Source organism: Saccharothrix longispora (assembly GCF_030852425.1).
In the GTDB taxonomy this organism is placed as follows: Bacteria; Actinomycetota; Actinomycetes; order Mycobacteriales; family Pseudonocardiaceae; genus Actinosynnema; species Actinosynnema longispora.
On the sequence record NZ_NSDM01000004.1, the window covers coordinates 346,641 to 360,351 of the forward strand.

Genomic DNA, 13,711 nt, shown 5'->3' on the forward strand with positions numbered 1-13,711 from the left:
CTCAGTTGTCCTTCGTGGCCAACCGCATTGCCGCCAGCGACAGGCCGATGACGACGTAGCACCCGGCCAGCGCGGTGCTGCGCCACAACTCCCCGGTCGGCAGCGGGTCGCGCATGACGTCGACCAGGCCCTCCCAGGCCGAGGTGATCAGGTACGGGTGCAGCCAGTCCAGCGACTGGAACACGCCCAGCACCGCGAACACGATGACGCCCGCCATGGTCGCGGCCATCACCACCAGCGGGTGCTCGGTGCACGCCGAGATCGCCAGCGCGATCGCCGCCACGCCCCACACCTGCACGGTGACCAGCAGCACGGTCAGCGCGATCCGCCCGAGCGCCGCGCCGAGCGGCAGCGTCGACCCGGACAGCGTGAGCATCCCCCCGCCGCCGAACAGGACCACTCCCACGACCGCGCCGACGACCGCGATCAGGGTGACGGCGGCCAGCGTCATCGTGGCCACGCCGAACGCCTTGATCCCCAGCAGCCGCAACCGGCCCACCGGCGCGATCATCAGGCCGCGCAGCGTGCCGTGCTGGGCCTCGCCGGCCAGGCCGTCGGCCGCCCAGATCGCCCCCACCAGCGGCAGCAGCAGCGGCAGCGCCAGGAACAGCGTGAACACCGGCAGCACCAGGCCGTTGCCGTCGATGATCGCGGCCAGCCCCGGTCCGGCCGGGCCCTCGCCGTCGGCGGCGAACCACAGGCCGACGCCCGCCAGGACCGGCACCAGGCACAGCGACGCCAACCCGATCACGGTGCGGGGCCTGCGGACGATCCACCGCAGCTCCGAGCGCAGCTGCCTGCCCAGCGGCGCCCGCGTGGCGACCGGCGCGCCCGTCACGACACCCGCGCTCATCGCGCACCCTCCTCGATCGTGTCCACCGCGGACAGGTTGTGCTCGGACTCCTCGGCCTCGGTGAGCCGCGCGAACAGGTCCTCCAGGCCCGTCCGGTGCCGCCGCGCCTCGTGCACCGCCACACCCGCCCCGACCAGCGTCGCCAGCACCACGGGCGCGGTCGTGCCGATCAGCTCCACCCGCACCCCGTCGTCCGACGGGCGGGCCGAGATGCGGCCGTTGCGCAGCGCGTTCAGCGCGGTGTCCACGTCCGGCGTGGTGACCAGCAGCGAGCTGCCGTCCGCCCGCAGCAGCTCACCCAGCTCGCCCTGCGCCACCACCGTGCCGCGGTGCAGCACGGCGACGTGCGTGCAGGTCGCCTCGATCTCGGACAGCAGGTGCGACGACACGACCACCGTGCTGCCCGCCTCGTGCAGGTCCGCGACGACCTTGCGCACCTCGCGGGTGCCCGCCGGGTCGAGGCCGTTCGTCGGCTCGTCCAGCACGATCAGCTCCCGCCGCACCAGCAGCGCCCCGGCCAGGCCCAGGCGCTGCTTCATGCCCAGCGAGTAGCCGCGGTAGCGGCGGTGCGCGGCGGCGCCCAGGCCGACCCGCTCCAGCGCGTCCTCCACGGCCCGCCCGATGTCGCCGGTGGCGAGCAGCGGCTCGAAGGCCGCCGCCCGCCGCAGGTTCTCCCGCCCCGACAGGAACGGGTGGAATCCCGGACCCTCGACCAGCGCGCCGACGTGCGGCAACGCCGCCGCCGCCCCGTCGGGCAGCGCCCTGCCCAGCAGCTCGACCTCCCCCTCGGTCGGTCGCACCAGTCCGAGCATCATGCGGATCGTGGTGGTCTTGCCCGACCCGTTGGGGCCGAGCATCCCGAGCACCGCCCCCCGCGGCACGTCGAGGTCCACCCGGTCGACCGCGACAGTCCGCCCGTACACCTTGCGCAGTCCCCGCGTCCGGGCCGCGAGGACCGGGGTGGAGCCGGCGGTCGCCGACTCCACCCGCGCACTGGTCGAGGTGGTCACTTGACCTGGCCGATCGCGTCCACCAGCACCTGCTCGGGAACCGCGCCGACCGCCACCCGGCCGTCGTCCGCGATCAGCACGCCACCCACCCGGGCGGTGATCAGCGTGCCGGACCCCCACGGGCCGCTGACCTGCTTGCCCAGCTGCCGGAGCATGCCCTGCACGTCGGTGTCGCCACCCATCTCGCCGCCCATCCCGGCACCGGGCCGGCGGGGACCGCGGTCGGTGCGCCCACCCTCCTGCTCGGCGAACGCCGCCAGCGCGCCCTCGGGCACCCGCGCGGTCAGCACCACGTCCCAGCCCTCACCCACGACCTGCGGGTTCGCCTCGCCGAACACCTGCTCGGCGGCGGCCTTGTCCCGCTCCGACGGCCCCTCGACCCCGGCCTCGGTCACCGTCGCCCCGGCGGGCGGCGTGAACGAGAACAGCGCCGCGTCCTGCGGGCCGACGTTCAGCTCGGAGAACCCGACCTGCACGGCGGGCGCGTTCGTGCCGTTGGTCAGCACGGCCAGCCGCAGCGGCACCCGCAGCTCCGAGTCGACCGCCACGCGGACCTCGCGCAGCACCGTCTTCTCCGCCGGCTTCGGCGACAGCACCAGCTCGTACGCCGGGCGGTCCGCCACCCGCGCGGTGCCGTCGACGGTGACCTCGCTGAACTCCTTCAGCCGGGACACGAGGTCGCGCGCCAGCGCCACCGGGTCGGCCGCCGCCGTCTCCTGCGGCTTCTGCGCCGCGCCGTGCGGGAACTTGCTCACGGTCCGCTCGGCCGAGTCCCACAGCCACCCGGTCGTGCCGTCGTCGACGAACGTCTTCTCCGCGTTCCCGGCGGGCAGCTGGACGCGCACCCTGCCGGAGCCGTCGCTCCACAGCCGCACCGCGCTGTCCCCGTCCGACAGCTGGGGCAGGCCCGCGATCGCCGGGACGCCCAGGTCGTTGGACACCTCGACGGACCCGCCGAACGCGGCGGGCTTCGCCGTGACCACCGACTCCACCAGGGACTCGGCGCTCACCTCCGGCAGCACCGGTGCCTGGCCGGCACCGGCGGGCATCGCCAGCACCCCCAGCCCGGTGACACCGGCGAGCACGCCGACCGCCGCGGCGACCACCGTCGCCCTCCTGCGGTTCATGACCCCTCCTCCTGCCGGGCAACCCCGTGCGGCCCGACACCCCAGACCCTCCTCCGGCCGTCCTGAGATGGTGCTGAGAGGCTGAGAGGGCACTGAGAGCCGCACGACGATCGTCCCACCGAACGGGCATGCTGTGGGACGTGAGACCACGGGTGCTGGTTGTGGACGACGAGGTCGGCGTGCGGCGCGCGCTGGAGCGCGGGCTGTCCGCGGAGGGCATGGAGGTCGTCACCGCCGCCGACGGCCCCACCGCGCTGCGGGTCGCGCTGACCGGCGCGTTCGACGTGGTGCTGCTCGACATCATGCTGCCCGGCCTGTCCGGCTACCGGGTGCTCCAGCGGATGCGCGTCGAGGGCGTGCGCACGCCCGTGCTGATGGTGTCCGCGAAGGACGGCGAGGTGGACCAGGCCGACGGCCTCGACCTCGGCGCCGACGGCTACCTGGTGAAGCCGTTCTCGTTCGTGGTGCTCGTCGCCCAGGTCCGGGCGTTGCTGCGACGCAACGACGCGGACCTGGCGCGACGCCGGCTCAAGCTCGGCGACCTCGTCGTGGACCGCGCCGTGCGCGAGGTCAGCTGGGCCGGCGAACCCGTCGCCCTCTCACCGCGCGAGTACGCCGTGCTCGACGTGCTCGCCGGCCGCGCCGGGTCCGTCGTCACCAAGGACGAGCTGCTGCGCACCGTGTGGGGCGACGAGCAGGCCGCCACCCGCAACGCCGTCGAGGTCTACGTCGGCTACCTGCGGCGCAAGCTCGACGCCATGGGCGCGGGCGAGGTCGTGCGCACCGTCCGGGGCCACGGCTACCTGGCGTCCACGCCCGACCTGGACGCCGCCCTCGGCTCGGCGGCCAGCAGGCGCAGGTGAGCCCGCGCCGCCGCTGGTGGCCGCGGCGGTGGTGGCTGCGGCGCACGCTGCGGTTCCGGATCACCGTCGTCGCCACCGGCGTCGCCCTGATGTGCCTGCTCGCGTTCACCCTCCTCGCCCCGCGCCTCATCGGGGCGGTGCAGGTCAGCGCCGTCGACGCGGAGCTGGCCAGGGCGGGCGGCACGCGCGTGCTGGACACCGCGGGCAACCCCCTCGACGGCGGGCCGCCCACCGGCCTGACCCCCGCCGACATCCGCCTGCTCAAGTCCGGCGAACCCGTCCTGCGGATCGACGGCGACAGCGCCCACCGCTGGATCGGGCGCGTCGAGTTCACCCCCGACGGCACGCCACGCCTGCACGTCGCGGGCGACACCCTCGTCGGCTACCAGGGCGCCAACCGGCTCGGCACCCGCTGGCTGCTGCTCGCCGCCGTCCTCGTCGCCGGGCTCGTCGGCATCGCCACCTGGTTCGCCGTGCGGACCTCGCTGCGGCCGGTCGAGCGGATGCGCGTCGCCGCCGGCGAGCTGCCGCGCGGCCAACGCCTCCCCGTGCCCGCCGCCCGCGACGAGCTGCAAGCGCTCGCGGTCGCGCTGAACGGCCTCCTCGCCCGCCGCGACGAGGCCACCGAACGGCTGCGGCGCTTCACCGGCGACGCCGCCCACGAGCTGCGCTCACCCGTCACGTCCGTGCGCGCCCAGGCGGAGGTCGCCGTCGCCCACCCCGACCCCGACTTCTCCATCGAGGTCCTCGAATCCGTCGTCGAGGAGTCCATCCGGCTGTCCGAGCTGGTCGACGCCCTGCTCATCCTCGCCCGCGCCGACACCGGCGAACTGCCCCGCGCCGAACCCGTCGACCTCGTGCTCCAGGTGCAGGCCGCCGTGGACCGCCTCGGCGACACCGACCTGCTCGTGCAGGTCGCCGCCCCCATGAGCGCCTGCATGATCTCCGCCGCCCGCACCGAGGTCGAGCTGGTCGTGGACAACCTGCTGCGCAACGCCGCCCGCCACGCCCGCACGTTCATCCGGCTCTCCGTGCTGCCCGCGGCCCGCGAGATCCGGCTCGTCGTGGACGACGACGGCCACGGCATCCCCGAGGAGCACCGGGAGAAGGTGTTCGACCGGTTCTACCGCGTCGAGTCCGACCGGGGCCGCGCCACCGGGGGCTTCGGCCTCGGCCTCGCGCTCGTCGCCCACCTCGTGCGCCGCCGGCGCGGCACCGTGCGCGCCGGCGAATCACCCGAGGGCGGCGCCCGGCTGGAGGTCCGCTGGCCCACCTACCGGTGATGGCAGGATCTCGACCGTGCCCGAGCTCAGGACCACCACGCTGGTCGACGCACCCCCGCGCACGGTGGCCGCCGCCCTGCTGGACGCCCCACTCCTGACCCGTGCCGTCCGCGGGCTGGGCGTGCGGCTGACGTCCGACGGCCCCGTCCTGCACGAGGGCGCCACCCTCACCGCCGCCGCCGGCCCCGTCACCGGGGTCCTGCGCGTCACCCGCGCCGACACGACCGGCCTGTCCGCCGAACTCGTCGCCGGCCCCCTGCCGCGCCTCGCCCTCGCCACCGACCTGCGGCACACCGGCGGCGGCACCGTCGTCGTGGACCGCGTCGAGTGGACCAGCCCCGGCGGGCCGGTCGGCCGCTTCGCCGACGTGGTGGTCGGCCGCGGCCTCGCGCTCAGGGTCCTGGAGGCCCGCGCCACCGCCGTGTCCCGCCGTTCCCGCGAGCTGCTCGACGCCCGCGTGGTCGTGGCCGCCGCCGTCGTCCACGACGGCCGCCTCCTCGTCCAGCAGCGCGCCTACCCGGCCGACGCCGCCGGCCGCTGGGAACTGCCGGGCGGGCGCGTGGAACCGGGCGAGTCCGACCACGACGCCGTGACCCGCGAGTGCGCCGAGGAACTCGCCGTCACCGTCGAGCCCACCACCCAGGTCGGTCCCGACGTCCCCCTGCGCGCCGACCTGGTCCTCCGCGCCTACGCAGCGCGCCTCCTGTCGGGCACGCCCACCCCGACCGACCACCAGGCCACCCGCTGGATCACCGCCGCCGACCTGGCCACCCTCGACTGGCTCCCCGCCGACCGGGCCCTGCTCCCCGCCCTCCACCCCCTCCTCCCGGGAGTCGTACCCCCAGGTCGCGCGAGTCGTACGTCCAGGTCGCGCGAGTCGTACGTCCAGGAGCCCTGAGTTCTACACTCGCGAGTAGAGAACTCAGGGCCCCCGAACGTTGGACTCTCGCGACCTGAACGTCGGACTCTCGCGGTCCGGACGTACGACTCGCGGGGTCAGCCCAGGCCGGAGACGCGGAGGGCGGCGTCCAGGCGGTGGCGGGAACGCTCGCGCGAGCGCTCCGCGCCGTGCCGGCGCACGCGGTCCAGCTCGGCCGGGTCGTCGAGCAGCTCACGCGTCCGCTCCCGCACCGGCCGCAGCTCCTCGACCACCGCCTCGGCGGTGACCTCCTTCAGCTCCGCGTAGCCCTTGACCGACTCGGCCACCTCCTCCGGAGCCTTGCGCGCGCACGCCGCCAGCACCTCCAGCAGGTTCGCCACGCCCGGCTGCTCCTCGGGCGCGTAGCGCACCACGCCCAGGTCGTCCGTCACCGCCCGCCGCACCTTCCGGCGCACCAGGTCCGGCGAGTCCAGCACGAACACCGTGCCCGCCGAGTCCTTCGCCGACTTCGCCATCTTCCGCGTCGGGTCGGCCAGGTCGCGCACCCGCGCCGCCGTCGGCGGCACCACGGCCTTCGGCATCGCGAACACCTCGCCGTACGTCCCGTTGAACCGCCGCGCCAGCGCCCGCGCCAGCTCCACGTGCTGCCGCTGGTCGTCGCCCACCGGCACCTCCCGCGCCCCCTGGAGCAGGATGTCCGCCGCCATCAGCACCGGGTACGTGAGCAGGCTCAACCGCACCGACGACCGGCCCTTCGACTTCTCCTTGAACTGGATCATCCGCGCCGCCTCGCCGTACGTGCAGGTGCACTCCAGCACCCACGTCAGCGCACCCAGCTCGCGCACCAGGTCCGACTGCACCGACACCGACCGCGGGTCCACGCCGGTCGCGACCAGCACCGCCAGCTGCTCCCTGGTCAACGCCCGCAATCGCGACGGGTTGTGCGACGTCGTCATCGCGTGCAGGTCGCTGATGAAGTACACGTCCTCGTCGGTGCCCTCGGCGGCCCACTGCCGGATGGCGCCCAGGTAGTTGCCCAGCTGGACCGAGCCGGACGGGGTGATCGCGGACAGCCTCGTCATCGTTCTTCCCTTCGGTGGGCCCGCCGCGAGAGCCCCCGAAACGCGCGAAGGCCGCCCCAGCGGGCGGCCTGCGTTCGTGTGACGCGCAGTTCTCAGGGCCGCCGGAAGGCGGACCACCAGAACGTGTGAGAAGCGCGCATGCCGCGATCGTAGCGTGTTCCCACCGCGTCTCACCGGCCTACATTTCTCCTATGCCGCTCCCGGCGCGGCGGGGCGTCAGCCGCCCTTGCCCTTCTTCTTCATCGCCAGGACCGGGCACCGCTCGCAGCGGGGCGTGGATCGGCAGCACTTCTTCTTGACCTTCTTGCCCACGTCGGAGCCACCTCCGGTCGATCAGGCTAGGCGACACGACCGGGTGAGGCTCACTTCACCACCGGCCGTGTGTGGTAATGACGCCGCGCCCGGTAGACTGATCGAGGCTGCGCGCGTGCTCGTGCTCTCTGTCCGGCGCCCGGCCCTCCCTCGCTCTACCTCAGCTCTAGGAGTTCCGCGTGCCCACGGCCACCGCGTCGATCAAGGAAACGCTGGTCCGCAACGACCTGCGCAACGTGGCGATCGTCGCGCACGTTGACCACGGCAAGACCACTCTGGTCGACGCCATGCTCCGCCAGTCCGGGGCCTTCTCCGCACGAGCCGAGCTCGTCGACCGGGTCATGGACTCGGGCGAGCTGGAGCGCGAGAAGGGCATCACCATCCTCGCCAAGAACACCGCCGTCCGCCGGCACACGCCCGACGGCGACGTCACCATCAACGTGGTGGACACCCCCGGCCACGCCGACTTCGGCGGTGAGGTCGAGCGCGGCCTGTCCATGGTCGACGGCGTCGTGCTGCTGGTCGACGCCTCCGAGGGGCCGCTGCCGCAGACCCGGTTCGTGCTGCGCAAGACGCTGGCCGCCGGTCTGCCCGTCATCCTCGTGGTGAACAAGGTCGACCGCCCCGACGCCCGGATCTCCGAGGTCGTCGACGAGGCCCACGACCTGCTGCTCGACCTGGCCACCGAGGTCGGCGCCGACGACTCCGTGCTCGACCTGCCGGTCGTCTACGCCTCCGCCCGCGCCGGTCGCGCGTCCCTCAACCAGCCCGAGGACGGCGGCCTGCCGGACGAGGAGAACCTCGACTCGCTGTTCGAGGTCCTGCTCAACCACATCCCGGCCCCGACCGGGGACGCCGACGCCCCGCTGCGCGCGCTCGTGACGAACCTGGACGCGTCCACGTTCCTCGGCCGCATCGCGCTGTGCCGCATCGCCGCCGGCCGCATCCGCAAGGGCGAGACCGTCTCGTGGTGCCGCGAGGACGGCAGCGTGCAGAAGGTCCGCATCACCGAGCTGCTGATCACCGAGGCGCTCGACCGCGTCCCCGCCGAGGAGGCCCACGCCGGCGACCTGGTCGCCATCGCGGGCATCCCGGAGATCACCATCGGCGACACCCTCGCCGACGTCGACAACCCGGAGCCGCTGCCCCGGATCACCGTCGACGAACCCGCCATCTCGATGACCATCGGCGTCAACACCTCGCCGCTGGCCGGCCGCAACGGCGGCACGAAGCTCACCGCCCGGGTGCTCAAGGCCCGGCTGGACTCCGAGCTGGTCGGCAACGTGTCCGTCCGCGTCCTGCCCACCGAGCGCCCCGACACCTGGGAGGTCCAGGGCCGCGGCGAGCTGGCGCTGGCCATCCTGGTCGAGCAGATGAAGCGGGAGGGCTTCGAGCTCACCGTCGGCAAGCCGCAGGTGGTGACCAAGACGGTCGACGGCAAGCTGCACGAGCCGTTCGAGCGCCTCACCATCGACGCGCCGGAGGAGCACCTGGGCGCCATCACCCAGCTGCTCGCCAACCGCAAGGGCCGCATGGAGAACATGTCCGGCCACGGCAGCGGCCGGATCAAGCTCGACTACGTCGTGCCGTCGCGCGGCCTCATCGGCTTCCGCACCGAGTTCCTGACGGAGACCCGCGGCACCGGCATCGCCAACGCGGTGTCCGAGGGCTACGGCCCCTGGGCCGGCGAGATCCGGACCAGGCACAACGGGTCGCTGGTCGCCGACCGGTCCGGTTCGATCACCGCGTACGCGATGATCCAGCTGGCCGATCGCGGCACGTTCTTCGTCGAGCCGGGCGCCGACGCGTACGAGGGCATGGTCGTCGGTGAGAATCCGCGCGCCGAGGACCTGGACGTCAACGTGTGCCGCGAGAAGAAGCTGACGAACATGCGCACGTCGACCGCGGACGTGATGGAGACCCTCGCCCGGCCGCGCAAGCTGTCGCTGGAGGAGGCGCTGGAGTTCTGCGCCGCCGACGAGTGCGTGGAGGTCGCGCCCGAGGTCGTGCGGGTCCGCAAGGTCATCCTCGACGCCAACCAGCGCGGTCGCGAGCGCAACCGCCTCAAGCTGCGCGGCTGAGGACCTTCTCCTTATATATGGGGTGTGCTGACGGCCACTCCCGGGCTTCGGTCCGGGAGTGGCCGTCGGTTTAGTGCCGTGGCCACCTGATCGGGTGGACATGGGGCCGACAATGTACGGAAACGTCGTTACGGATCTCGGTTGAGAACAAGAGGCCCGACCGCAACCCCAGAACCACGCCGACACCGGGCCGTGCCCGCCTGAAGGATCACGGGAACGCCTGCGGAGCGGCCTGCTGAGGGCAGGGAAGGGCCGGGGCGTCGGGGTGTCGGCGCTCGGTGGGACCTGGGCGTCAACTGTCATCGCCGCATCTGGCACGCTCGTACCCATGGGGAAGCGAACGGTTGTTGCGGTGGTGGCCGCGCTGGCTCTGTCGGCTTGCACGGCGACGCCCCCGCCGCCCCTGGTGCCGTCCACGCCCGGGATGACGGTGGTCCCCAAGGAGAAGGTCAACGAGGTCGTCGTCGGCGTCGACGACGTCAAGGGCGGGTACAACCCCCACACCCTGGCGTCGCAGTCCGCCGTCACCACGGCGCTCGCCTCGCTGCTCCTGCCCTCGACCTTCCGGACGGACGGCGACGGCAGCCCCCGGATGGACCTGGACCTGCTGGTCGGCGCCGAGGTGACCAGCGCCGAGCCGTACACGGTGACCTACACGATCCGCCGGGACGCCAGCTGGTCCGACTCCGCCCCCATCGCGGCGGAGGACTTCGTGTACCTGTGGCAGCGGATGCGGACCGAGCCCGGCGTGGTCGACCCGGCCGGGTACCGGCTCATCGACGACATCGCGAGCCGCGAGGGCGGCAAGGTCGTCGAGGTCGTCTTCAGCAAGCCCTACCCCGGGTGGCGGAGCCTCTTCCACGACCTGCTGCCCGCGCACCTGCTCAAGGACGCCCCCGGCGGGTGGGCCGCCGCCCTCGGCGACAGCTTCCCGGCCACGGCCGGGCCGTTCGCGGTCCGCACGCTCGACCAGCCGCGCGGCGAAATCGTCCTGGAGCGCAGCGACCGGTTCTGGGAGCAGCCTCCCGTCCTCGACCGGGTGACGCTCAGACGGGCGAACCAGCACGACACGATCGAAGCGCTCAACGCCGGTGACGCCCAGGTCGCCCTCATCCGCGCCGACGCCATCGCGCTGAAGGACGTCGAGGAGCTGGGCCGGACCACGGCGCTCACCACGAGCGTGGTCCCCAGACCGGAGGTCGTGCAGGTCCTCCTGCGCCCCGCCTCGCCGAAACTGGAGGACGTCCGCGTCCGCACCGCCGTCATGAGATCACTCGACCGTGACGAGCTGATCGCCGTCGGTAGCCGCAGCGGACCCAGTGCGGACCTCCGCGCCGACTCCCAGGTAACACCGCCGACCTCGGCCGGTTACACGCCGACCCTGCCGGCGCCCACCGGCGACCCCGTCCAGTTGCTCACCGAGGCCGGCTTCACCCGGACGGGTTCGCTGTGGGAGCGGGACGGGAAGCCGCTGGAGTTGACCATCGCCGCACCGGCCGGCGTGGAGCCGTACGTGACCGTCGCGAACCAGGTCCAGCGCCAACTGTCATTGTCCGGAATCGCGGCCCGCGTCCTGACAACGCAGCCCAATGCGTTGTTCGGCCAAGATCTGGCGGATACCGGCACATCCGACAACACCGTTGACATTGCCGTCGTGCCGCAGCCGGACACGGGTGATTCGGCGTCGGTTCTGGCTTCCTCATTCGGGTGTCGGACGTCACCGGACGACGGCGGTACACCCATTCCGGCGAATCTGTCCGGTTTCTGCGACCAGGCGGTCCAACCCGTGATCGAACAGGCCCTCTCGGGCGAGGTGCTGCTCGCCGACGCCCTGCGGAGCATCGAGCCGGTGCTCTGGCAGCAGGCCGTCGCGATGCCGTTGTTCCAGGTAGCGGACCTGTTGGTGGCCTTGCCGGAGGTTCAGGGCGTGACCGCGGGAGCCCCGCTCGCGGGTCCCCTGAGCGTGGCCCGCACCTGGCGCCGGGAAGATCGTTGACCGTTGACCGCTGCGAAACACTGGCTTCAAGATGCGTTCGCGGTGCAATATTGACAGTATTCCACGCGTCCGGTTAACGACCGCTCCCACCCGGTAACGACGGAGTCGCGTGCTGCTACCAGCGTGTCACCCTTTGGTCACGATCGGCCGGTGGGCAGTGACCGTGCCGCGTACTGGTTCTTATCGTGCTGCAACGGTGTGTCGGTTCGGGGCGCGTTTGGCACATCACGGTTATGGGTGGAAGTCGGCCCAAACGGTCGCTCCAACCCAGTGCTAGGAGGGCACGTGTCGATGAGGAGATCAAAGGCTGTCTCGGCGCTCGCGCTGATGACCACCGCCGCGCTCGCGCTGAGCGCGTGCAGCGGCGGCGGCTCGGGCAGTGGCGACCAGGGTGGCGTCCAGGACGCCAACCCGGGCGAGATCGGCGGTCAGGACGAGCTGTTCAAGCGTCCGAAGGTGGAGGACATCGGCGAGGTCGCGGTCGCCGTTGAGGAGGCGCTCCACAACTACAACAACAACATCGGCGCGACCAACAACTTCTCCAGCACGATCGCGCTGTCGAACGTCCAGCCGTCGCCGTACATCACCGAGCTGATCGACGGCAAGGTGGTCATCAAGATCGACGGCGACCTGATGGACTCCGTCAAGGTCACGTCGACCGACCCGCAGACGATCGAGTGGAAGGTCGCCAAGGCGGCCGTCTGGTCCGACGGCGAGGCCATCGACTGCGACGACTTCCACCTGAAGTGGCTGGCCGCGACCAGCAAGGCCACGGTCAAGGGTGAGGACGGCACGGAGGCCTCGATCTTCGACTCGTCGCCCACGGGCTACGAGAACATCGAGAAGCTCGAGTGCTCCGACGAAGACAAGACGATCACCACGACGTTCTTCAAGGACCAGCCGTTCGCCGACTACCGGGGCCTGTTCTCGCAGCCCGGCAGCGACAGCCTGCTCCCCGCGCACATCCTGGAGCAGAAGACCGGCGTCGAGGACATCACCAAGGTGCTGCCCTCGCAGAACGACGACACGGTCAAGAAGGTCGCCGAGTTCTACACCAAGGGCTGGCTGGGCTTCGACAAGAGCGTGGCCCTCTCGGGTGGCCCGTTCGCGATCGAGTCCGCCGACCTGACCGACCAGACGGTCCTGGTCCGCAACCCGAAGTACTGGGGCAACCCGGCCGGTCCCGCCAAGGTGATCCTCAAGACGAACACCGACGCGCAGTCCGCCGCGCAGCAGCTCCAGAACAAGGAAGTCCAGGTCATCGCGCCGCAGGCCGACCCGGCCGTGGCGGCCCAGCTCCGCGGCGACTCGGCGTTCAACGTCTTCGCCGCCGGTGGTCAGACCTACGAGCACGTCGACTTCAACATGGCGCGCCCGCTGTTCGCCCAGAACAAGGACCTCCGCCTGGCGATCGCGCAGTGCTTCGACCGCGGCGCGTTGGTCGAGAAGCTGGTCGCGGACGTCGACCCGAACGCCAAGCCCCTGGGCAGCCTCACCATGATGCCCAACGAGGTCGGCTACGAGGACCACTACGGCGACATCGGCAAGGGTGACGTCGCGGCGGCCAAGAAGACCCTCGAGGACGGCGGCTGGGTGCAGGGCGCCGACGGCATCTACACGAAGGGCGAGTTCCGCGCGTCCTTCAAGCTGGGCCACAAGATCGTGACCCGCCGTTCGGACACCGTCCGCATCCTGCAGGACAAGTGCAAGCAGGCCGGCATCGAGATCGTCGCCGACCAGGCCGCCGACTTCAACGACAAGCGCCTCCCGGCGTCCGAGTTCGACGCGGCCCTGTTCGCGTGGGTCGGCCAGCCGCTGAAGGCCGGCGCGTACGGCAACTACGCCCAGAAGGCCAAGGGCGGTTCCGGCAACTACAACAACTACGACTCGGCCGCGCTGACCGAGAAGTGGAAGGCCGCGAACGCCGAGCTGGACTACCAGAAGCGCATCGACATGATGAACGAAGCCGACAAGATCATGCGGGACGACCTGCACAGCATCCCGCTGTTCCAGCTGTCCGACTTCGCCGCGTCGAGCGCGGACATCGGCCCGATCTCCTACATCGGTGTCGGTGGCGGCGTGACCTGGAACCTGTACGCCTGGCAGAAGAAGTAATTCCGCCCGGTGCGCGTTGACCCGAAGGGGTCAGGTTCCGGATAGGTAAAGCACGACCCTCCGCCGGGGGGCCGGTGTCACAAGCACCGGCCCCCCGGACGGTGTCCGC

10 protein-coding genes are annotated in these 13,711 nt (G+C 72.0%); 6 read left to right on the forward strand and 4 right to left on the reverse strand.

The genetic code is table 11. The features are described 5' to 3' along the window. Position 1: 1 nt before the first annotated feature. Genes CKY47_RS12435 through CKY47_RS12445 form a run of 3 tightly spaced genes read right to left on the reverse strand, consistent with a single transcriptional unit; the run spans position 2 to position 2,990 of the window. Positions 2-853, reverse strand: coding sequence for an ABC transporter permease (locus CKY47_RS12435; protein ID WP_306745883.1), 852 nt, complete (start codon positions 851-853; stop codon positions 2-4). Further along, the gene (locus CKY47_RS12440) at positions 850-1,863 is read right to left on the reverse strand and encodes an ABC transporter ATP-binding protein (protein ID WP_306745884.1); all 1,014 of its coding nucleotides are present in this window, start codon (positions 1,861-1,863) and stop codon (positions 850-852) included. Before CKY47_RS12440 ends, CKY47_RS12435 begins: the two co-directional genes overlap by 4 nt. Beyond that, positions 1,860-2,990: a LolA family protein gene (locus CKY47_RS12445; protein ID WP_306745885.1), complete on the reverse strand. Its 1,131-nt coding sequence runs from the start codon at positions 2,988-2,990 to the stop codon at positions 1,860-1,862. Before CKY47_RS12445 ends, CKY47_RS12440 begins: the two co-directional genes overlap by 4 nt. Positions 2,991-3,118: 128 nt before the next feature. Here CKY47_RS12445 and CKY47_RS12450 point away from each other — a divergent pair, with 128 nt between their 5' ends. From CKY47_RS12450 to CKY47_RS12460, 3 genes are read left to right on the forward strand one after another with little or no spacing between them, the layout of a single operon-like run. Beyond that, positions 3,119-3,853: a response regulator transcription factor gene (locus CKY47_RS12450; RefSeq protein WP_306745886.1), complete on the forward strand. Its 735-nt coding sequence runs from the start codon at positions 3,119-3,121 to the stop codon at positions 3,851-3,853. Next, on the forward strand, positions 3,850-5,136 hold the full coding sequence (locus CKY47_RS12455) for a sensor histidine kinase (protein WP_306745887.1): 1,287 nt from the start codon (positions 3,850-3,852) through the stop codon (positions 5,134-5,136). Before CKY47_RS12450 ends, CKY47_RS12455 begins: the two co-directional genes overlap by 4 nt. A gap of 16 nt (positions 5,137-5,152) precedes the next feature. Further along, positions 5,153-6,034: an NUDIX domain-containing protein gene (locus CKY47_RS12460; protein WP_306745888.1), complete on the forward strand. Its 882-nt coding sequence runs from the start codon at positions 5,153-5,155 to the stop codon at positions 6,032-6,034. A 98-nt stretch (positions 6,035-6,132) separates the two neighbouring features. On the opposite strand, the gene trpS is transcribed toward CKY47_RS12460, so the two are convergent. Then, positions 6,133-7,098 (reverse strand): tryptophan--tRNA ligase, encoded by a 966-nt coding sequence (gene trpS / locus CKY47_RS12465; protein ID WP_306745889.1) that lies wholly within the window; start codon positions 7,096-7,098, stop codon positions 6,133-6,135. A 491-nt stretch (positions 7,099-7,589) separates the two neighbouring features. On the opposite strand from trpS, the gene typA reads away from it, so the two are divergent. From typA to CKY47_RS12480, 3 genes are all read left to right on the forward strand, one after another. Beyond that, positions 7,590-9,491 (forward strand): translational GTPase TypA, encoded by a 1,902-nt coding sequence (gene typA / locus CKY47_RS12470; RefSeq protein WP_306745890.1) that lies wholly within the window; start codon positions 7,590-7,592, stop codon positions 9,489-9,491. Positions 9,492-9,819: 328 nt separating this feature from the next. Beyond that, complete coding sequence (locus CKY47_RS12475; RefSeq protein ID WP_306745891.1) at positions 9,820-11,487, forward strand: ABC transporter family substrate-binding protein; 1,668 nt, start codon at positions 9,820-9,822, stop codon at positions 11,485-11,487. A gap of 291 nt (positions 11,488-11,778) precedes the next feature. Then, the gene (locus tag CKY47_RS12480) at positions 11,779-13,602 is read left to right on the forward strand and encodes an ABC transporter family substrate-binding protein (RefSeq protein WP_306745892.1); all 1,824 of its coding nucleotides are present in this window, start codon (positions 11,779-11,781) and stop codon (positions 13,600-13,602) included. The last annotated feature ends 109 nt before the right edge of the window (positions 13,603-13,711 follow it).